The sequence below is a fragment of the Streptomyces sp. NPDC031554 genome (assembly GCF_055580685.1).
Genome location: NZ_JBVIKX010000002.1, coordinates 118,065 through 138,806, shown reverse-complemented (window position 1 = coordinate 138,806; position 20,742 = coordinate 118,065). Strand labels below are relative to the sequence as shown.

Sequence of the window (20,742 nt, the reverse complement as noted above, 5' to 3'; positions counted from 1 at the left end):
GGCTCTCAGCTCTCAGCTCTCCAGCGTGAGCCGCGGTCTGGGGGCGTCGGTGCGGCCGGTCCGCGGTGGCCGGCTGCCCGCCCGGTACGGTGCCGGCCAGACGGCGCCCGGTCCGTCGTAGCCCTGTTCGGCGGCCGCGTGCAGGGTCCAGTGCGGGTCGTACAGGTGCGGCCGGCCCAGCGCGCACAGGTCCGCGCGCCCGGCCAGCAGCAGCGAGTTGACGTCGTCCCAGGAGGAGACGGCGCCGACGGCGATCACCGGGATCCGCGCCTCGTGCCGGATCCGGTCCGCGAACGGCGTCTGGTACGACCGGCCGTACTGCGGCCTCTCGTCGGCGACGACCTGCCCGGTGGAGACGTCGATCGCGTCGGCCCCGTGCGCGGCGAAGGCGCGGGCGATCCCTACGGCGTCCTCGGCCGTGGTCCCGCCGTCGGCCCAGTCGGTGGCGGAGATCCGTACCGTCATGGGGCGTTCCTCCGGCCACACGGCCCGGACGGCGTCGAAGACCTCCAGCGGGAACCGCAGCCGCCGCTCCGGCGAGCCGCCGTAGGCGTCGGTGCGCCGGTTGGTCAGCGGGGAGAGGAAGCCGGACAGCAGGTAGCCGTGGGCGCAGTGGAGTTCGAGGAGGTCGAACCCGGCCCGCGCGGCCCGCCCGGCCGCCGCCGCGAACTGGTGCCGCAGATCGGTGAGCTGGGCCCGGCCGAGTTCCCGGGGCAGCTGGCTCCCCCGCTTGTACGGCAGCGGGGAGGCGGCCACGAGCGGCCAGTTCCCGTCCGGCAGGGGCTCGTCCATGCCCTCCCACATCGGCCGGGTCGAGCCCTTGCGCCCGGAGTGGCCGAGCTGCACGCCGATCGCGGTGCCCGGTGCCCGCTCGTGCGCGAAGTCGGTGATCCGCCGCCACGCGTCGGCCTGCCGGCCGGTGTAGAGGCCGGTGCAGCCGGGCGTGATGCGCCCCTCGGGCGACACGCACACCATCTCCGTCATGACCAGTGCGGCCCCGCCGAGGACGCGGGCGCCGAGGTGGACGAGGTGGAGGTCGCCGGGGACGCCGTCGGCCGCGGAGTACAGGTCCATCGGGGAGACGACCACCCGGTTGCGCAGGGTCAGGCCGCGCAGCCGCAGCGGCGTGAACATCGGGGGCGTGTCGGGCGGGCAGCCGAACTCCCGCTCCACGCCGCCGGTGAAGCGGGCGTCGCGCAGCCGCAGGTTGTCGTGGGTGACGCGGCGGCTGCGGGTGAGCAGGTTGAAGGCGAACCGGCGCGGCGGCTGGCCGACGTACAGGGCGAGGTCCTCGAACCATTCCAGGCTGGCGCGGGCGGCGCGCTGGGTGGAGGCGACGACCGGTTTGCGCTCCTCCTCGTAGGCGGTCAGCGCCGCGCGCAGGTCGGGCTGTTCCTCCAGGCAGGCCGTCAGCGCCAGGGCGTCCTCGACGGCGAGCTTGGTGCCGGAGCCGACGGAGAAGTGGGCGGTGTGGGCGGCGTCGCCCAGCAGCACCACGTTGCCGTGGGACCAGCGTTCGTTGACCACCGTGCGGAACGTGGTCCACGCCGAGTCGCCGGACCGCAGCGGCCTGCCGCCGAGCGCGTCCGCGAAGATCTCGGCGCAGCGCGCGACGGACTCCCGCGGGGTGATCCCGTCGAACCCGGCCGCGCGCCAGACCTCCTCGCGCATCTCGACGATGACGGTGGAGGCACCGGACCGGTCCTGCGGCCCGGAGGGCCCCGTCGAGGGGTGGTGGCCGGGGGACGGGCGGGCGTAGGGGTAGCCGTGCAGCTGCATCACGCCGTGCTCGGTCTCGGCGATCTCGAACCGGAAGGCGTCGAAGGCGAAGTCGGCGGCCAGCCAGATGTAGCGGCAGCGGTGGGTGGTGATCCGGGGGCGGAACACCCCGGCGTAGGTCTCGCGGACGGCGCTGTGCACGCCGTCGGCGGCGACGACCAGGTCGTGGGTGCGCGCGAGGTGCGCCACGGGCGGTGCCTCGGTGGGGCGCAGCTCGACGCCGAGGGCGTGGCAGCGGGCGTGCAGGATCTCCAGGAGGCGCTTTCGGCTCAGGGCGGCGAAGCCGTGGCCCGTGCAGGTGTGGCGGGTGTCGCGGTGGACGACGTCCACGTCGTCCCAGCGGACGAAGCTCTGCCGGAGGGCGTCGTGGACGGCGGGGTCGGCGTGTTCGATGCCGCCGAGGGTCTCGTCGGAGAGGACCACGCCGAAGCCGAAGGTGCGGTCGGCGGGGGTGCGTTCCCAGAGGGTCACCCGGCGCTCGGGGGCACGGCGTTTGAGCAGGGCGGCGGTGTAGAGGCCGCCCGGGCCGCCGCCGACGACCGCGATGCGCGAGGGGCGGGCGGGGCCCTCGGACGCGGGGCGCGCCGCCGGGGCGGGCGTGCTCAACGCCCCTGCCATTTCGGCGCCCTCTTCTCGGTGAAGGCCGCGTGGAACTCCGCGTAGTCCTCGCCGTTCATCAGGAGGGCCTGGGTGGCCGCGTCCAGTTCCACCGCCGCCGCCAGCGGCATGTCGAGTTCGGCCGTCAGCAGGGCCTTGGTCTGGGCGTACGCCAGGGCCGGGCCGTCGGCCAGGCGGCGGGCGAGGCGGTGGGCGGCCTCGTCGGCACGGGCCTCCTGCGCCAGCTCGCTGATGAGGCCGATCCGCTCCGCCTCGGCGGCGCGGACCGGCTCGCCGAGCATGAGCAGGCGGGTCGCGTGGCCGAGGCCGACGACGCGGGGCAGGAGGTAGGCGGCGCCCATGTCGCCGCCGGAGAGGCCGACGCGGGTGAAGAGGAACGCGAAGCGGGCGCTGGGGTCGGCGACGCGGAAGTCCGCGGCCAGGGCCAGCACCGCACCCGCTCCGGCGGCCACCCCGTGCACGGCGGCGATCACCGGGAACGGGCATTCCCGCACCGCCCGGACGACCTGGCCGGTCATCCGGTTGAAGTCGAGCAGCTGGGCGGTGTCCAGGGCGAGGGTGGCGCCGATGATCTCCTCGACGTCTCCGCCGGAGCAGAAGCCGCGCCCCTCGCCGGCCAGCACCAGGGCGCGCACGGAGCGCTCCCTGGACAGTTCGGCGAGCAGGTCGCGCAGGTCGGCGTAGGCGCCGAAGGTGAGCGCGTTGAGCTTCTCGGGGCGGGCGAGGGTGACGGTGGCGACGCCGTCGGCACGGGTGACGCGCAGGTGGTGCCAGTCGGAGGTGCGGGCGGCGGAGCCGGTGAAGGGACTCATGAGGGCGGCCTCCTCGACGCGTGGTCACCTTCGAAGTTATCACCTGTACGTGACTGTCGTCAGGAGTGCGCGATAGGGCGAGTCGGCCCGCGCCGCGACGGTGCGGGACGGGACGGTGTGCGAGGGGCGGGCCGGTGGGTGACGGACGCCCCGTCGCGCCGGAGCCCTGTCGTCACCCGCGTCACCGGTTCTCGACAAGGTGGTGACGACGGGATCAGGGGTGCGCCCGGGATCGTTGTGACGGGTGGGCCGGCCGGCGACGGCACGGACGGTCCCGTACGGCCACCGGTCTGGGCCTCGGGCCGGGGCCGCCGTACCATTCCTCGAATCGAGAGCAGGACCGCCCGGTGCCGCACCCGGGGGCCTGCGCCACGAACGGACTCGCCTTGTACGAACGCCCCTCCCCAGCCGCGTCCTGGCGCGTCGCGCTGCCGCACTCCGCCGCGGCCGTGCCGGTCGCGCGCGCCCTGGTCCGCACGGCGCTGGCGGAGCTGGAGCACCGGGCGGACAGCGACACGGCGGAGCTGCTGACCGCCGAACTGGTGGCGAACGCCGTGGAGCACACCGCCGGGGACGACCCGATCGAGCTGGTGGTGCGGCTGCTGCCGACCGGCTGCCAGGTCGAGGTGCACGACCCCGACCCGGTGCCGCCCGGCGACCTGACCCGGCCGGCCACCGGCCGGGAGCCCGACCCGTGGCAGGAGCACGGGCGAGGACTGCTGCTGATCCGCGCGCTCAGTTCGTCCTGCGGTCACCGGCCGACGGAGACCGGCAAGGCGGTGTGGTTCCGGCTGGCCGCCGTACCGCCGCAGGGGCATCCGCGCCCGGCGTGAGCCGGACCCGCCACCGGGCGGGCGCCGTCGCGGTCCCGCGGCCGGCGTCGCCACGGACCCGCGGCCGGCGCCGTCGCGGTCCCGCCTACCGGGCCAGGGTCGCCACCAGGACGGCCTTGATGGTGTGCAGCCGGTTCTCGGCCTCGTCGAAGACGACGGAGTGCGCGGACTCGAAGACCTCGTCGGTCACCTCCAGCGAGTCCAGGCCGTGCCGGGCGTGGATCTCGCGGCCGACCTCGGTGCCGAGGTCGTGGAAGGCGGGCAGGCAGTGCAGGAACCTGACGTCCGGGTTGCCGGTGGCTCGCAGGACGTCCATGGTCACGGCGTACGGGGCGAGGGCCTCGATCCGCTCGTCCCAGACCTCCTTGGGCTCCCCCATGGAGACCCACACGTCGGTGGCGACGAAGTCGGCGCCGCGCACGCCGTCGGCGAGCGACTCGGTGAGCGTGACGCGCGCGCCGCTGGCGCCGGCCAGTTCGCGGGCGCGGTCGACGACCTCCTGGGCGGGCCAGTAGGCCCTGGGCGCGACGATCCGCACGTCCATGCCGAGCAGGGCACCGGTGACCAGGTAGGAGTTGCCCATGTTGAAGCGGGCGTCGCCGAGGTAGGCGAAGGCGATCTCGTGCAGCGGCCGGTCGGTGTGCTCGGTCATGGTGAGCACGTCGGCGAGCATCTGGGTGGGGTGCCAGTCGTCGGTGAGGCCGTTGTAGACGGGCACGCCGGCGTACGCGGCCAGCTCCTCGACCTTGTCCTGGCTGTCGCCGCGGTACTGGATGCCGTCGTACATCCGGCCGAGCACGCGGGCGGTGTCCTTCACGGACTCCTTGTGGCCGATCTGCGAGCCGCTCGGGTCGAGGTACGTGGTCGAGGCGCCCTGGTCGGCGGCGGCGACCTCGAACGCGCAGCGGGTGCGCGTGGAGGTCTTCTCGAAGATCAGGGCGATGTTGCGGCCGGTGAGGTGCCGCGTCTCGGTCCCGGCCTTCTTGGCGGCCTTCAGCTCGGCGGCCAGCTCGACCAGCCCGCGGAACTCCTCCCCGGTGAGATCCAGCTCCTTGAGGAGGTGGCGGCCGGCGAGGGCGGTCGGGACTGTCGCCATGGGGGCGCTCCAGAGGTGCGGTGAACAGGTTCCGCGGCAGGTTCGCTGACGCGGTCGTCGACGGTGCCGACGACGGGAGTTTGGAAGTCTATACGACGTTAGGCATTTATATACATCCCGTCCCGCCCCCCGCGTCACCCCACCGCCCCCACCGGCCCGCACCCCACCGGCACCGCACCGGCCGGCACCCCCCGTCGGCACACCGGCAGCCCGCGGGCGGCGCACCGGCACCGCACCGGCCGGCGCGCCGGCGGCTACACCGGCCCCCGCTCCACCGGACAGCTCATGCAGCGCGGCCCGCCCCTCCCCCGTCCCAGCTCGCTGCCCGGGATCTCTATGACCTCGACGCCCCGCTTGCGCAGGTGGGTGTTGGTGGTGGCGTTGCGCTCGTAGGCGATGACGACGCCCGGTTCGACGGCCAGGACGTTGCAGCCGTCGTCCCACTGCTCACGCTCGGCGGCGTGCACGTCCTGGGTGGCGGTGAGGACGCGGATCTCGCTGAGGCCGAGGGCGGCGGCGATCGCGCGGTGCATGTGCTCCGGCGGGTGGTCGGTGACCTTGAGCTCCTTCTCGCCGACACCGGGCTCGATGGTGTACGAGCGGAGCATGCCGAGGCCGGCGTACTGGGTGAAGGTGTCGCCGTCGACCATCGTCATCACGGTGTCGAGGTGCATGAACGCGCGCCGCTTCGGCATGTCGAGGGCGACGATCGCGGTGGCCGAGCCCGCCGCGAACAGCTTGTGGGCGAGCATCTCGACGGCCTGGGGCGTGGTGCGCTCGCTCATGCCGATGAGCACGGCGCCGTTGCCGATGACGAGGACGTCACCGCCCTCGATGGTGGAGGGGTAGTCGGCCTGCCCCTCGGACCAGAGGTGGAACTCCTCGGGGCGGAAGAGGGGGTGGTGGCGGTAGATCGCCTCGAAGTGCACGGTCTCGCGCTGCCGGGCCGGCCAGCGCATCGCGTTGATGGAGACCCCGTCGTAGATCCAGGCGGAGGTGTCGCGGGTGAAGAGGTGGTTGGGGAGGGGGCCGAGGAGGAAGTCGTCGAGCTCCATGGCGTGGAAGCGCACGGAGGTGGGTTCGGGGTGCGCGTCGAGGAACTCCCGCTTGGTCATGCCGCCGACGAGGAGTTCCGCCAGGGCGGGCGCGGGCAGGTTCTCGAAGGCCGCGCGCAGGTGGTCGGTGGCGAGCACCCCGTACTCCTTCTCGTCGAAGACCCGGTCGAGGACGAGCGTTCGGGCCGCCGGGATCTCCAGGGCCTCGGTGAGCAGGTCGCCGAAGAGGTGGACCTCGACGCCGCGGTCGCGCAGCACGTCCGCGAAGCCGTCGTGCTCGGCGCGCGCCCGCCGCACCCAGAGCACGTCGTCGAAGAGGAGGGCGTCCTTGTTGCTGGGGGTGAGCCTTTTGAGCTCGAGATCGGGCCGGTGCAGGATGACGCGGCGCAGCCGCCCGGCCTCGGAGTCGACATGGAATCCCATGCCTCCATCCTGACCACCGGGACCCGTCTTCACCCGCACCCGGCCCGATTCCGCACCGCCCCGTTCTCGTCCCCTTGACGACAAGTGGATCTCCCGTTTATCGTCTTCATGACGAGAACAAGGCGAGCGAGGGGAATCCCGTGGCCGACATCACCCGGCGCCTGGGCTGGCGCCATCTGCGGGGCGCCCCGACGGCGCACATCCGCCACCACCGCTCCGGGACGCTGGTGCACGACGGTCCGGGGCTCAGCTTCTGGTTCCGCGCGCTGAGCGCCGCGCTCTCCGAGGTCCCGGTGGACGACCGCGAACTGGCCATGACCTTCCACGCCCGTACGGCCGACTTCCAGGACGTGGCCGTGCAGGCGACCGTGACCTACCGGGTCGGCGACCCGGCGCTCGCCGCCGCCCGGCTCGACTTCTCGATCGACCCCGACACCGGGGCCTGGCGCGGCTCCCCGCTGGAACAGCTCGGCACCCTGCTGACCGAGACCGCCCAGCAGCACGCGCTGGACGTGCTCGCCCGCACGCCGCTGTCGGCGGCGCTGGTCGACGGGGTGACGGCGGTGCGCGAGCGGGTCGCGGCCGGACTCGCGGCCGAGCCCCGGCTGCCCGCCACCGGCATCGAGATCGTCGCCGTGCGCGTGGTGGCGCTGCGGCCGGAGCCCGAGGTGGAGCGGGCACTGCGCACCCCGGCGCGCGAGCAGATCCAGCAGGAGGCCGACCGGGCGACGTACGAACGGCGGGCGGTGGCCGTCGAACGGGAACGCGCGATCGCCGAGAACGAACTCGCCAGCCGGATCGAACTGGCCCGGCGCGAGGAGCAGTTGGTCGACCAGCGCGGCACCAACGCGCGGCGCGAGGCCGAGGAGGACGCGGCGGCCGACAAGGTGCGCGCCGAGGCGGAGGCGACCCGGTCGGTGCGCCTGGCGGAGGCCGAGGCGGCCCGTACCGTGGCCCTCGGCGACGCGGAGGCGACCCGTTCGGTGCGGATCGCCCGCGCGGAGGCGGAGGCGGCCCGCGAGGTGGGCGAGGCGCGGGCGCAGGCCCAGGCCGCCTGGCTCCGGGTGCACGCGGACGTCGACGTCGCCACCCTGCACGCCCTCACCGGCACCCGGCTCGCGGAGAACCTGCCGCACATCGACAACCTGACCGTCTCGCCCGACGTGCTGACGGGGCTGCTGGCCAGGCTGGGAGCACCGCGGTGAGTCTCGCCCCGCGGGCCGTGCTGGTCCACCGCACCACGGAGTACGAGGAGTTGGTGGCCCGGCACGGCACGCACGGCCAGGCCGCCTTCTTCCTCTCCTCGCGGGGCCGGGACATCGAGGAGGTCGCCGAGCGCCACCGCGCCGGCCGGCGCGCGCTGGCCCGGGTGACGGCGGCGATCCCCCTGGCCTGGCGGCAGAGCCGGGTGGAACGGCGGGACCTGGACCGTTTCCTGTTCGCGCCCGAGGACGTGGTGGTCGTGGTCGGCCAGGACGGGCTGGTGGCGAACGTCGCCAAGTACCTGGCGGGCCAGCCGGTCGTGGGCATCGACACGGACCCCGGCCGCAATCCGGGCGTCCTGGTCCGCCACCGGCCCGCCGACGCGCGGGCGCTGCTGGCGGCCGGCACCGGGGACGTCGAGGAACTGACCATGGTGGAGGCCGTCGCCGACGACACCCAGCGGCTGGTGGCCCTGAACGAGATCTACCTCGGCGCGGCCGGCCACCAGACCGCCCGGTACCGCCTGGGCCTCGGCGGCGACGGGGGTGTCGCCGAGGCCCAGGCCTCCTCCGGGGTGCTGGTCGGCACCGGCACGGGGGCCACCGGCTGGATCAGCTCGGTCCGGCGGCAGCGCGGCGACGACGGCCCGCGCCCGCCGGGCCCCTGCGAGGAGCGGCTGCTGTGGTTCGTGCGGGAGGCCTGGCCGTCCCCGGCCACCGGCACCTCCCTGGTCGCGGGCGAACTCACGGCCGGCGACCGGCTGACCCTGACCGTCGAGTCGGAACGGCTGGTCGCCTTCGGCGACGGCGTCGAGAGCGACGCGGTGGAACTGACCTGGGGGCAGCGGGTGACGGTGGGCGTGTGCGCGGAACGGCTGCGGCTGGTGCGCTGACACCACGCTCCCCCACCCGGCCCCGGCACCGGCGCCCTGCCACGGCCCGCCACGGCCCGCCCGGCTCGGCGGTCGGGACGGGGAGGGGCGGCGGGGGTGAGGACCGCCGCCCGCCGCCTCGCGCCTCACAGCCGCGGGTCGACCGGCTCCGACTCCAGGGCGAGCACGCCGAAGACCGCCTCGTGCACGCGCCACAGGGGCTCGCCCTCCGCCAGCCGGTCCAGGGCCTCCAGGCCGAGGGCGTACTCGCGGACCGCCAGGGAGCGCTTGTGGTTCAGGAAGCGCTGCCGCAGCCGGGCGAGGTTGTCGGGGCGGGTGTACTCCGGACCGTAGATGATCCGCAGGTACTCGCGTCCCCGGCACTTGACGCCCGGCTGGACCAGGCGGCCGGCCGGGCCGCGCACCAGTGCCCCGAGCGGTTTGACGACCATGCCCTCGCCACCGCGCTCCGTCGTCTCCAGCCACCAGTCGACACCGGCCCGCACCGACTCGGGGTCGGCCGTGTCGACGTACAGGCGCCGGGTCGTCTGCAGCAGACCGGTGCCGTCGTGCTCCACCAGCCGGTCCAGCAGGGCCAGTTGTCCGTCGTGGGGCAGGCCGGCGAGGCTGCGCCCCTGGACGGCGAGGATCTGGAACGGCGCCAGCCGGACCCCGTCCAGGCCGTCCGTGGTCCAGCAGTAGCGGCGGTACGCCCGCGTGAACGCGGCGGCGTCCGCGGCCCGTCCACGCTGCCGGGACAGCAGGTCGCGCACGTCGACCCCGCGGGCGGCCGCGCCCTCCAGGGCGGCCAGGGCGCCGGGGAGGACGGCGCCGGACGCGGCACCGACGGCCGCGTACTGCGAGCGCAGCAGCCCGGCCGCCTTCAGCGACCACGGCATCAGCTCCGCGTCCAGCAGCAGCCAGTCCGTGGCGAGTTCGTCCCACAGCCCCGCCTCGCCGACCGCCGTGCGGACCCTGCCGAGGATCTCCTCGGTGACCGACCCGTCGTCGAAGAACGGGCGGCCGGTGCGGGTGTAGAGCGAGCCCGTCGGCCCGTCCACGCCGAAGCGGCGGCGCGCGGTCTCCGCGTCCCGGCACACCAGGACCACCGCCCGCGAGCCCATGTGCTTCTCCTCGCACACCACCCGCGCCACCCCGTCCTCGGCGTACTGCGCGAACGCCTCCGCCGGGTGCTCCAGGTACCCCTCGACGCGGCTGGTCGCCGTCGGCGCCATGGTGGGCGGCAGGTACGGCAGCAGGCGCGGGTCGACGGCGAAGCGGCTCATGACCTCCAGGGCCGCCGCCGCGTTCTCCTCGCGCACGGACACCCGCCCGGCGTGCCGGGTCTCGACCACCCGCCGGCCGTGCACGTCCTTCAGGTCCAGCGGACGCCCGTCGTGCCCGCCCGGCGCCTCGGCCCGCAACGGCTTCACCGGCTCGTACCAGACCCGCTCGGCCGGTACGTCGACCAGCTCCCGCTCGGGCCAGCGCAGCGCGGTCAGCTTGCCGCCGAACACGGCGCCGGTGTCCAGGCAGATGGTGTTGTTGAGCCAGCTCGCCTCCGGGACCGGGGTGTGGCCGTAGACGACCGCGGCCCGCCCCCGGTAGTCCTCCGCCCACGGATAGCGCACCGGGAGGCCGAACTCGTCGGTCTCGCCGGTGGTCTCGCCGTACAGCGCGTGCGAGCGGACCCGGCCCGAGGTGCGGCCGTGGTACTTCTCGGGCAGGCCGGCGTGGCACACCACCAGCCGGCCGCCGTCGAGGACGTAGTGGCTGACGAGCCCGTCGAGGAACTCCCGCACCTGCGCGCGGAACTCCTCGCTCTCGCGCTCCATCTGCTCGATGGTCTCGGCGAGGCCGTGGGTGGGCTGGACCTTGCGGCCGCGCAGGTGGCGTCCGTACTTGTTCTCGTGGTTGCCGGGCACGCACAGCGCGTCGCCCGACCCGACCATCGCCATCACGCGGCGCAGCACGCCGGGGCTGTCGGGGCCGCGGTCGACGAGGTCGCCGACGAAGACGGCCCGGCGGCCCTGCGGGTGCACGCCGTCGACGTAGCCCAGCTTGCCCAGCAGCGACTCCAGTTCGGCGGCGCAGCCGTGGATGTCGCCGATGATGTCGAAGGGCCCGGTGAGGTGGGTCAGGTCGTTGAAGCGCTTCTCGGTGACGACGGTGGCGTTCTCCACGTCCGCCACACCCCGCAGGACGTGCACCTTGCGGAAGCCCTCGCGCTCCAGGTGCCGCAGCGAGCGGCGCAGTTCACGGGTGTGGCGCTGGATGACCCGGCGGGGCATGTCGGCGCGGTCGGAGCGGGCCGCGTTGCGTTCGGCGCACACCTCCTCCGGCACGTCCAGCACGATCGCGATGGGCAGCACGTCGTGCTGCCGGGCCAGTTCGATCAACTGGCGCCGGGAGTCCTGCTGCACGCTGGTCGCGTCGACGACCGTGCGCCGGCCCGCCGCGAGGCGCTTGCCCGCGATGTGGTGCAGGACGTCGAAGGCGTCCCGCGAGGCGCTCTGGTCGTTCTCGTCGTCGGCGACCAGGCCGCGGCAGAAGTCGGAGGAGAGGACCTCGGTGGGCTTGAAGTGCCGTCGGGCGAACGTGGACTTGCCCGACCCGGACGCGCCGATCAGCACGACGAGGGAGAGGTCGGTGACGGGCAGGACGCGGCCCTGCCCGTCCGCCGCGCCTGTCGCGCCTGTCGCGTGTGCCGCGGGGGTCGCGGGGGTGTCGGTCATGCCGCCTTCGCCTCCTTCTCGCTCTTCTCGCTCTTCTGGTTCTTCTGGTTCTTCTGGTTCTTCTCGTTCGTGGTCCGCAGGGTGAACACGGCCATCTGGGTCGGCGGTCCGACCTCGGGGTCCTCCGGCCCGACGGGGGTGAACCCCACGTCGTATCCGTGCCGTTCGGCGACCGCGCCGGCCCAGGCGCGGAACTCCTCGCGGGTCCACTCGAAGCGGTGGTCGCCGTGCCGGACGTGGCCGGCCGGGAGGGTCTCCCAGCGGACGTTGTACTCGACGTTCGGGGTGGTCACGAGGACCGTGCGGGGGCGGGCCGAGCCGAACACCGCGTACTCCAGGGCGGGCAGCCGCGGCAGGTCGAGGTGCTCGACGACCTCGCTGAGCACGGCCGCGTCATAGCCCTTGAGCCGGGTGTCGGTGTAGGCGAGCGAGCCCTGGAACAGCTTCACGCGGGAGGCCTGCCGCTCCCCCATCCGGTCCAGCTTCAGCCGCCGGGAGGCGATGGCCAGGGCGCGCACCGACACGTCGACGCCGACGATCTCCGTGAACCGCGGGTCCTTCAGCAGTGCCTGCACCAACTGGCCCTGCCCGCAGCCGAGGTCGAGGACCCGGGCGGCGCCGGACCCGACCAGCGCGGCGACGATCGCGTCCCGGCGCTGCACGGCGAGCGGGGTCGGCCTCTCCTCGGCCTCCGTCTCCGCCCCGACCGCGTTGTCGATCTCCTCGACCGCGGTGTCGTCGGTCTCGGCGAGCCGCACCAGCTCCAGGCGTTCCGTCGCCTGCCGGGTCAGCGACCAGCGGCGCGACAGGTACCGGCTGGTGATGAGCTTCTGCTCGGGGTGGCCGGGCAGCCAGCCCTCCCCGGCGCGCAGCAGCTTGTCGACCTCGTCGGGGGACACCCAGTAGTGCTTGGCGTCGTCGAGGACGGGCAGCAGGACGTACAGGTGCCGCAGGGTCTCGGCGAGGGTCAGCGTCTCGGACTCCAGCACGAGGCGCACGTACCGCGAGTCGCCCCAGTCGGGGAACTCCGCGTCGAGCGGGACCGGTTCGGCGGTCACCGTCCAGCCGAGCGGCTCGAAGAGGCGCTGGACGAGGCCGGAGCCGCCGCGCGCGGGCAGCGCGGGCACCTCGACGCGCAACGGCCTCGGCCGCGAGGGGAGTTCGGGCTTCGCCGCGCACACGCCCCGCATGGCGCTGGAGAAGACGGCGCTCAGCGCGACGGCGAGCAGCGAGGAGGCCGCGTACGGGCGGTCGTTGACGTACTGGGCGAGCGCCGCGTCGGGGGCGCCACCACGGCCCTTGCCCTTGCCCCGGCGGACCAGCGCCACGGCGTCCACCTCCAGCAGCAGCGCCGCCGTGCAGCGCCCGGCGTCCGCCTCGGGGTAGAGGACGTGCGCCGTGCCGTAGGAGGTGGAGAACGCCTGCGCGTTGTCGGGATGCTTGTGCAGCAGGAAGCCCAGGTCGGTGGCGGGGCGTTCGGGGGTGCCGGTGGTGGTGATCGTCAGGAACACGGTGGTCGCCTCGGAAGGGTTCGGAAGAAGCGAAAGCGCTGGTGATGCGCCTGCGCGCCTCTCCAACGTACAGAGATCGGCGCACGGGCACCCGGGATTTTCCCGCGCTACCGCGCCGCCCGTTCCCAGGGCCGGACGCCGAGCTTCCCGGTGGTTCCCAGGTCGAGTCGGGGCGTCACCATGACCGGGTCGGCGCCCTCCTTCGCCCGGACCCGGACGTAGGGCACGTTCACCGGCGTACCGAACTCGGTGGTGTTGCGCCACACCAGGCTCGCCCTCGCCGTCTCGCCCGGTTTCAGGGTGACGGGCTCGGGCGGCACGTCGGGCCCGGCCCCGGTGGTGATCTCGCCGCTGCCCCGGAGGATCTCGACGCCGTCGACCGGCTCGCGCTCGCCGTCCAGCAGTTCCAGCAACGGGTAGCCGTGGACGGCGTAGTCGCGCGATCCGCAGTTCTCCAGGTGCAGGCCCACCACGCGCAGGCCCATCGCCGCGTCGCCCTGGTCGGCGGTGACGCGGATCCCGGAGGGCGGGCAGTCGCCCGCGTCGGCCGGCGCCTCGGCCACGGGCACCTTGGTGACGTCGGCGACCTCGGCCCGCGTCACCGACGAGAACCCCGGCGTCGCCGCCCCCAGGGTGACGGTGCCGCGGACGGTCTTCCCGGGGGCGACCGCGCGCACGGTCGCCCGCTGGTTGCCCATCGCCTCACCGGCGTCGTTGGTGAAGGCGACGAGGATCGCGTACGTCATCGCCTCGGTGCCCCGGTTGGTGACCTCGTAGGAGGCGGAGATGCCGAGGGCGTAGCCGGTGGGCAGCCGTTCGGCGCTGACCGAGAGGCTGCGCCGGGGGGACGGGGAGGGCGACGGAACGGTCACCGAGGTGATCCGGACCCCGTCGACGCCCGGGTCGGTCACCCGGGCACCGGACGAGGCCGTGTCCGCGCCGGGGCCGCCGCCGTGGGTGTCGGCGCGTTGCGTTCCGCACGCCGGGAGCAACAGCACGGCGGCGAGGGCCGGCAGGAGGAGGGGGGTGGGTCTGCGCATCCGGCCACCCCATCAGGGGGCCGTCCCGGCGACTGTGGCGGAGGTCATAATTCCGGTCACAGGGCTGTCACAGTGACCGCCGCCGCGTTCCGGGCACCGGACGTCGTCGTCCGAGCCCGGAAGGCCGGGGTGCGGGGTGCGGGTGCCTGTCCGCCGTCACGTTCCGGGTGCCGCCCTCCGGGTGCCGGACATCGTTGTCCGGGGCCCAGGGGCCGGGGCGCGGGACACGCGGCGTCCACGGCGCGCGGTGCGCGTCGCGTGAGGCCCTCGTCCGGCGCCGGGAACTCGCGAGGCGCGCGGCGTCGTCACGGCGGCTGCGACTGGGCCGGGGGCGTCACGGCAGCTGCGACTGGACCTGGAGCGTCACGGCAGCTGCGACTGGACCTGGGCGGAGATGAGCTCCAGGTGGTCCAGGTCGTGCAGGTCGAGGACCTGGAGGTAGAAGCGCGTGGCGCCGACCTCGGCGTAGCGGCCGATCTTCTCGACGACCTCGGCCGGGGTGCCCGCCAGGCCGTTCTCCTTGAGCTCGTCGACCTCGCGGCCGATCGCGGCGGCGCGGCGGGCGACCTCCCGGTCGTCCTTGCCGACGCACACCACCAGGGCGTTGGAGTAGGTGATCTCCTCGGGTGCGCGCCCCGCCTTCTCGGCGGCGGCCCGGACCCGGCCGAACTGCCGCTCGGTGTCCTCGACCGAACTGAACGGCATGTTGAACTCGTCGGCGTAGCGGGCGGTCAGCCGGGGCGTGCGGGTCGCCCCGTGGCCGCCGATGAGCACGGGGATCTTGGCCTGGGCGGGCTTGGGCAGTGCGGGCGAGTCCTTGAGCTGGTAGTGCTCGCCCTGGAAGTCGAAGGTCCGGCCGGCTTCCGTGGCCCACAGGCCCGTGACGATCGCCAGCTGCTCCTCCAGGCGGCCGAACTTCTCCTTCGGGAACGGGATGCCGTACGCGGCGTGCTCCTCGGCGAACCATCCGGCTCCCAGGCCGAGTTCGACACGGCCGCCGGACATCTGGTCCACCTGGGCGACCTGGATGGCGAGGACGCCGGGCAGTCGGAAGGTGGCGGCGGTCATGAGCGTGCCGAGACGGATGCGACGGGTCTCCCGGGCGAGGCCCGCGAGGGTGATCCAGGCGTCGGTGGGACCGGGCAGGCCGTCCACGTCGCCCATCTTCAGATAGTGGTCGGAACGGAAGAAGGCGTCGAAGCCGAGGTCTTCGGTGGCCTTGGCCACCGTGAGGAGCGTGTCGTAGGTGGCGCCCTGCTGGGGCTCGGTGAAGATACGGAGATCCATACCTCCATCCTGCACGAGAACCTCACCGGCCTCGGCAGACCCTCCGGCCCCCTCCGTACCCTCCGCCCCGGCCGAGGCGGCACACGGGGCCGGCGGACGGACCGGGGAGCAGGGCGCGCCGACGGGGCCGGGCACACCGACGGCCGGGCGTGCCGACGGGTCACCCCTCCCGCAGCGCCCCTTCCCGCGCCGCCAGTTTGCGCAGCATCTCCAGGACCCGGTCCCTGGACTCGTCCGCCGCGTCGATGGCCTCCATGCACTGCCAGTACGTCCCCTCGTCGGCCGCCGAACTGGCGACGCCGACGAGGACGATGCCGACCTCGCCGAGCAGGTCGCCCAGGCGGAGGAGGGTCTCGCGGGCGTCGTCCAGCTCGGTGAGCCGGGCGGCGAGCAGGTCGCCGGGGTCGAGGTCCGGGGTGTCCAGCACCCCGCAGCCCCGGCCGGCCAGCTCGGTCAACCCGAGGGCCTCGCCGCGCAGTTCGGGCGGGCCCGAGACCGCGAGGCGACTGCCGATCGCCTGGGCCAGGGCCTGCGCCTGCCACACCTCGGTCAGGGTCCGTCTCCCGTCGTCACTGCCCGCGAGAGCCCGGCTACTCGTCAGGATGAGCCGCACCGCGTCCATGGGGCGCCCCCGTCTGTCCCGACGTGCTCCGCGCACGTCCACGTCACCGCATCACCACGTCACTACCCAGAGTGAAGGGCGATGGGACGAAAAGCCAGAGGAAGACCGAAATCTGTGGACAACAAATTGATGTCGAACAGGGAAACACTCACGAAGAGTGATAACGGAGGAACGAGTTCCCCTCGGACGCCCACCTCGGCCGGCCGCCTCGGACGCCCGCCGCTCCGCCTGCCCCGTCCGCCCGTCCGCCCGTCCACCCAGCCGCCCGCGCCGGGACGGTCAAGGCGCCGGGACGGTCAGGGCGCCGGGAACCTCCGCTCGTTGCGGTCGATCTTCGCGTCGAGCGCGGCCAGCGGATCGATACCGAGCACCTCGCACAGTTGCAGCAGGTACGCGAGGACGTCGGCGACCTCGTCGGTCACCCGGTGCGCGTCGTCCGGGTCGTCCATCACGCGCGCCGACTCCTCCGGCGTCATCCACTGGAAGATCTCCACCAGTTCCGAGGCCTCCACGCTGAGCGCGGAGACGAGGTTCTTGGGGGTGTGGTACGGCTGCCAGTTCCGGACCGCCGCGAACTCGGCCAGTCTGCGCTGCAGCCGCGCCACGTCGAGATGTTCTGTCACGGCTCCAGGTGTACCACCGTCACTCCGGCGGCCCCCGCCGGCCGGGAGGCCGCGCCCACCACCCCGACGCGGCGCACGCGGCCGCGCCCGCACGCCCGGACGGTGGCGGGCGGCGGGGCGGGCGCGGCCGGCTCACGCTCCCCGGCCCGGCGCCCGCGCACCGCTCACACTCCCGCGTCCTCCATGAGCCCGCTCACCTCGGTGCCCGGCGGGGTCAGCAGGAACACGTTGCGGTCCACCCGGTGCATGCCACTGGCGAGGCCGAAGACCACGCCGGTGGAGAAGTCCAGGACCCGCTTGGCGACGTCGGTCTCCGCGCTGCTCAGATCGAGCAGCACCGGAATGCCCGCCATCAGGGTCTCGGCGACCTCGCGCGCGTCCGCGAAGATGCTGACCCGCAGGACGACGAAGCGCCGTCGGGCCTCCGTCGCCGCGTCCGGCAGCGCCCGGTGGCCCACCGCCGACGGCCAGGCGTCCCGGCCGCGCAACGGAACGACCTGAGCGAGCCCTTCCCACTGTTCATCGGTGACGTCGTAACGGTTCACCGGCACCCCCCGAACTGACTCGCTTTCACTGCCTGCACCAGCCATTCTTACGCCAAGTCACCCGTTCGGCCCAACACCGACACGGACCGCCGCGGCCGCGGAAGCCGTCGGGCCGCTTTCCGACCGCCTCGCGGCACGGCCTTCGCCTCCGCGAACACCCCCGCTCACCGGCCCCGATCGCCTTTCCGCGCCGCGCACTTGAGGCGGATCACGCCGGTGGCACCGGGCCGAGGGAGCAGGAGCGGGCCGTCCGCCCTCCGCGGAACCACCCGGACGAGCGACCGCCGCGCCGCCCGCTCCGGGCACCCGTTCGCTTCTGCACCAGCCGCGGAGCCCGCCGCGGCCGTCCCGCGCACGACACACCCGACCGTCACTCCCCGTACACGCCGCGACACGCATGTCGCGGCGCCCGCGTCGTGCCGTGCATGCCATGACACGACACGACGCAGCGCGACACGGTGCGGCGCGACACGGTGCGGCGCGACACGGTGCGACACGACACGGTGCGACACGACACGGTGCGACACGACACGGTGCGACACGACACGGTGCGGCGCGACACGGTGCGACAAGAGGCGACACAAAGCTGGATCGATTCCATTTCTTGAACCGTTCGTGTTTATGGGGGTAGGTTGGTGCCCATGACCACATCCGGGACTCCGTCCACGGCGGACGAGCTGCGTGGCGCCGGCCTGCGGGTGACGGCCGCCCGCGTCGCACTGCTCGACACCGTGCGCGCGGGCGACCACCTCGGGGTCGAGGCGATCGCCGCGGGCGTCCGCGAGCGTGTGGGTCACATATCGCTGCAAGCCGTGTACGAGGCGCTGCACGCGCTCACCGCGGCCGGTCTCCTGCGCCGCCTCGAGCCGCCGGGCAGCCCCGCCCGGTTCGAGGGCCGTGTCGGGGACAACCACCACCACCTCGTGTGCCGCTCCTGCGGCGCCATCGCCGACGTCGACTGCGCGGTCGGCCACGCCCCCTGCCTGACCGCCTCCGACCACCGGGGCTTCTCCGTCGACGAGGCCGAGGTCATCTACTGGGGCCTGTGCCCCGACTGCTCCGGCGCCCCGTCGAGCACCTGATCCACCGATACGCCGTCATGCCGTTTGTGCCGTTGTGCCCGATCCACTGATCCACGCAGTTCGGAAGGAACCCCCCAATGACCGAGAACCACGACGCGATCGTCACGGAACCGAAGACGGAGGAGGCCGGCGGCTGCCCCGTCGCGCACGGTCGTGCCCCGCACCCGACCCAGGGCGGCGGAAACCGCCAGTGGTGGCCGGAGCGCCTCAACCTCAAGATCCTCGCCAAGAACCCGGCCGTGGCCAACCCGCTCGGTGAGGATTTCGACTACGCCGAGGCGTTCAAGAACCTCGACCTCGCGGCCGTGAAGCAGGACATCGCCGAGGTGCTGACGACCTCGCAGGACTGGTGGCCGGCCGACTTCGGCAACTACGGCCCGCTGATGATCCGGATGGCCTGGCACAGCGCCGGCACCTACCGCATCAGCGACGGCCGCGGCGGCGCCGGCGCCGGCCAGCAGCGCTTCGCCCCGCTCAACAGCTGGCCGGACAACGCCAACCTGGACAAGGCCCGCCGACTGCTGTGGCCGGTCAAGAAGAAGTACGGCCAGAGCATCTCCTGGGCCGACCTGATGATCCTCACCGGCAACGTGGCGCTGGAGCAGATGGGCTTCGAGACCTTCGGCTTCGCCGGCGGCCGCGAGGACGTCTGGGAGCCCGAGGAGGACGTGTACTGGGGTCCCGAGACCACCTGGCTCGACGACCGGCGCTACACCGGTGACCGCGAGCTGGAGAACCCGCTCGGCGCCGTCCAGATGGGCCTCATCTACGTCAACCCCGAGGGCCCGAACGGCAACCCGGACCCGCTGGCCTCGGCCCGCGACATCCGTGAGACGTTCCGCCGCATGGCCATGAACGACGAGGAGACCGTCGCGCTGATCGCCGGCGGCCACACCTTCGGCAAGACCCACGGCGCGGGCCCCGCCGACCACGTCGGCGACGACCCCGAGGCCGCCCCCCTCGCGGAGCAGGGCCTCGGCTGGAAGAGCACCTACGGCACCGGCAAGGGCGGCGACACCATCACGTCCGGCCTCGAGGTCACCTGGACCGCGACGCCGACGCAGTGGAGCAACGGCTTCTTCAAGAACCTGTTCGAGTACGAGTACGAGCTGACCGAGTCCCCGGCCGGCGCCAAGCAGTGGGTGGCCAAGAACGCCGAGGCCATCATCCCCGACGCCCACGACCCGTCGAAGAAGCACCTCCCGAAGATGCTCACCGCCGACCTGGCGCTGCGCTTCGACCCGGTCTACGAGCAGATCTCGCGCCGCTTCTACGAGAACCCCGACCAGTTCGCGGACGCCTTCGCCCGCGCCTGGTACAAGCTGACCCACCGTGACATGGGCCCGAAGTCGCTGTACCTCGGCCCGGAGGTCCCGCAGGAGACCCTGCTGTGGCAGGACCCGCTGCCGGAGCGCACCTACGAGCTGGTCGACGCCGACGACGTCGCCGCTCTGAAGGAGCAGATCCTCGCCTCGGGCCTGACCGTGTCGCAGCTGGTGTCCACCGCCTGGGCGTCGGCCTCGACGTTCCGCGGCAGCGACAAGCGCGGCGGCGCCAACGGCGCGCGCATCCGCCTGGAGCCGCAGCGCGGCTGGGAGGCCAACGACCCCGACCGCCTCGCGCTCGTGCTGCGCACCCTGGAGGGCGTCCAGGAGTCCTTCAACTCCGGCCGCACCGACGGCAAGCAGGTCTCGCTGGCCGACCTGATCGTGCTGGGCGGTGCCGCCGCGGTCGAGCGGGCCGCCAAGGAGGGCGGCTTCGAGGTCGAGGTGCCGTTCACGCCGGGCCGGGTGGACGCGACCGATGAGCACACCGACGCGGAGTCCTTCGCCGCGCTGGAGCCGACCGCCGACGGGTTCCGCAACTACGTCGGCAAGGGCAACCGCCTGCCGGCCGAGCACCTGCTGCTCGACAAGGCCAACCTGCTGACGCTGAGCGCCCCCGAGACGACCGTCCTCGTCGGCGGCCTGCGCGTGCTGGGCGCGAACCACCAGCAGTCGCAGCTGGGCGCCTTCACCACCACGCCCGGTGTCCTGACCAACGACTTCTTCGTCAACCTGCTCGACCTGGGCACGACGTGGACGGCGACCTCCGAGGACCAGAGCACCTTCGAGGGCCGCGACTCCGCCACCGGCGAGGTCAAGTGGGCCGGCACCCGTGCCGACCTCGTCTTCGGCTCGAACTCCGAGCTGCGCGCGCTGGCGGAGGTCTACGCGAGCGACGACGCGAAGGAGAAGTTCGTCAAGGACTTCGTCGACGCCTGGGTCAAGGTCTCCAACCTGGACCGCTTCGACCTGGTCTGATGCGGCCCGGACCGGTCCTGGCCACTTCGGCCCGGACCGGTCCTGGCTTCTCGCACAGCGGCCGGGCCGCTCCCCTCGGGAGCGGCCCGGCCGTCGGCGTCCGCCCGCGTCCCGGATCCGCCGGCCCGCCGGCCGGCGCCGCCCCCCGCCTGCGCGAGGGGGCCCGGCGCGCCCCGGCCACGCCGGGGCGCGCCTCACCGGCTTCACCCGGCGTCCCACCGGCGTCACCCGGCGCCTCGCGGGCGTCGCCGGTGCCGCGGAAGGCCGCCCCGCTGCCGCTCGCGACCGCTCTGCGCCGCGCAGG

General features: G+C 73.7%; 16 protein-coding genes. 5 read left to right on the top strand and 11 right to left on the bottom strand.

Annotated features, from left to right (window positions below):
• Positions 1-12: 12 nt before the first annotated feature.
• Together ACZ5FU_RS06060 and ACZ5FU_RS06055 are read right to left on the bottom strand one after the other, a co-directional pair.
• Positions 13-2,397 carry a bifunctional salicylyl-CoA 5-hydroxylase/oxidoreductase gene (locus ACZ5FU_RS06060; protein ID WP_468645651.1) on the bottom strand — a complete coding sequence of 795 codons (2,385 nt, stop codon included), beginning with the start codon at positions 2,395-2,397 and terminating at the stop codon, positions 13-15.
• Complete coding sequence (locus ACZ5FU_RS06055) at positions 2,382-3,209, bottom strand: enoyl-CoA hydratase family protein (RefSeq protein WP_451526772.1); 828 nt, start codon at positions 3,207-3,209, stop codon at positions 2,382-2,384. Before ACZ5FU_RS06055 ends, ACZ5FU_RS06060 begins: the two co-directional genes overlap by 16 nt.
• A 347-nt stretch (positions 3,210-3,556) precedes the next feature.
• On the opposite strand from ACZ5FU_RS06055, the gene ACZ5FU_RS06050 reads away from it, so the two are divergent.
• Complete coding sequence (locus tag ACZ5FU_RS06050; RefSeq protein ID WP_469044818.1) at positions 3,557-4,042, top strand: ATP-binding protein; 486 nt, start codon at positions 3,557-3,559, stop codon at positions 4,040-4,042.
• A gap of 85 nt (positions 4,043-4,127) precedes the next feature.
• Here ACZ5FU_RS06050 and argF read toward each other — a convergent pair whose 3' ends face one another.
• Together argF and ACZ5FU_RS06040 are read right to left on the bottom strand one after the other, a co-directional pair.
• The gene (argF, locus tag ACZ5FU_RS06045) at positions 4,128-5,138 is read right to left on the bottom strand and encodes an ornithine carbamoyltransferase (protein ID WP_451526770.1); all 1,011 of its coding nucleotides are present in this window, start codon (positions 5,136-5,138) and stop codon (positions 4,128-4,130) included.
• Positions 5,139-5,392: 254 nt separating this feature from the next.
• Positions 5,393-6,616: an arginine deiminase gene (locus ACZ5FU_RS06040; protein ID WP_451526769.1), complete on the bottom strand. Its 1,224-nt coding sequence runs from the start codon at positions 6,614-6,616 to the stop codon at positions 5,393-5,395.
• Positions 6,617-6,756: 140 nt separating this feature from the next.
• Between ACZ5FU_RS06040 and ACZ5FU_RS06035 the strand changes: the two genes are divergently transcribed.
• Together ACZ5FU_RS06035 and ACZ5FU_RS06030 are read left to right on the top strand one after the other, a co-directional pair.
• The gene (locus ACZ5FU_RS06035) at positions 6,757-7,821 is read left to right on the top strand and encodes an SPFH domain-containing protein (protein WP_451526768.1); all 1,065 of its coding nucleotides are present in this window, start codon (positions 6,757-6,759) and stop codon (positions 7,819-7,821) included.
• A complete protein-coding gene (locus ACZ5FU_RS06030) occupies positions 7,818-8,711 on the top strand; it encodes a diacylglycerol kinase catalytic domain-containing protein (RefSeq protein WP_451780060.1) in 894 nt (297 codons plus the stop codon). The genes ACZ5FU_RS06035 and ACZ5FU_RS06030 overlap by 4 nt, the downstream gene beginning before the upstream one ends.
• A gap of 125 nt (positions 8,712-8,836) precedes the next feature.
• Here ACZ5FU_RS06030 and ACZ5FU_RS06025 read toward each other — a convergent pair whose 3' ends face one another.
• The 7 genes from ACZ5FU_RS06025 to ACZ5FU_RS05995 all read right to left on the bottom strand — a co-directional run bounded on the left by ACZ5FU_RS06025 (position 8,837) and on the right by ACZ5FU_RS05995 (position 17,059).
• Positions 8,837-11,425, bottom strand: a complete 2,589-nt coding sequence (locus ACZ5FU_RS06025) for a polynucleotide kinase-phosphatase (RefSeq protein ID WP_451526766.1) — start codon at positions 11,423-11,425, stop codon at positions 8,837-8,839.
• Positions 11,422-12,936 (bottom strand): 3' terminal RNA ribose 2'-O-methyltransferase Hen1, encoded by a 1,515-nt coding sequence (locus ACZ5FU_RS06020; RefSeq protein WP_469044816.1) that lies wholly within the window; start codon positions 12,934-12,936, stop codon positions 11,422-11,424. Before ACZ5FU_RS06020 ends, ACZ5FU_RS06025 begins: the two co-directional genes overlap by 4 nt.
• Positions 12,937-13,043: 107 nt before the next feature.
• Positions 13,044-13,976 (bottom strand): DUF4232 domain-containing protein, encoded by a 933-nt coding sequence (locus ACZ5FU_RS06015; RefSeq protein WP_469044814.1) that lies wholly within the window; start codon positions 13,974-13,976, stop codon positions 13,044-13,046.
• Between the two features lie 363 nt (positions 13,977-14,339).
• Entirely contained in the window at positions 14,340-15,263 is a 924-nt protein-coding gene (locus tag ACZ5FU_RS06010; RefSeq protein ID WP_451526763.1) for an LLM class F420-dependent oxidoreductase, read from the bottom strand.
• A gap of 160 nt (positions 15,264-15,423) precedes the next feature.
• Entirely contained in the window at positions 15,424-15,885 is a 462-nt protein-coding gene (locus ACZ5FU_RS06005) for a DUF6099 family protein (protein WP_451526762.1), read from the bottom strand.
• 296 nt (positions 15,886-16,181) lie between these two features.
• Entirely contained in the window at positions 16,182-16,508 is a 327-nt protein-coding gene (locus ACZ5FU_RS06000; protein WP_451526761.1) for a nucleotide pyrophosphohydrolase, read from the bottom strand.
• Positions 16,509-16,672: 164 nt separating this feature from the next.
• Positions 16,673-17,059: a cell division protein SepF gene (locus tag ACZ5FU_RS05995; RefSeq protein ID WP_451526760.1), complete on the bottom strand. Its 387-nt coding sequence runs from the start codon at positions 17,057-17,059 to the stop codon at positions 16,673-16,675.
• A 635-nt stretch (positions 17,060-17,694) separates the two neighbouring features.
• Between ACZ5FU_RS05995 and ACZ5FU_RS05990 the strand changes: the two genes are divergently transcribed.
• Together ACZ5FU_RS05990 and katG are read left to right on the top strand one after the other, a co-directional pair.
• Positions 17,695-18,135: a Fur family transcriptional regulator gene (locus ACZ5FU_RS05990; RefSeq protein ID WP_451526758.1), complete on the top strand. Its 441-nt coding sequence runs from the start codon at positions 17,695-17,697 to the stop codon at positions 18,133-18,135.
• A 77-nt stretch (positions 18,136-18,212) separates the two neighbouring features.
• Positions 18,213-20,438, top strand: a complete 2,226-nt coding sequence (katG, locus tag ACZ5FU_RS05985; RefSeq protein WP_451780070.1) for a catalase/peroxidase HPI — start codon at positions 18,213-18,215, stop codon at positions 20,436-20,438.
• Positions 20,439-20,742: the final 304 nt, after the last annotated feature.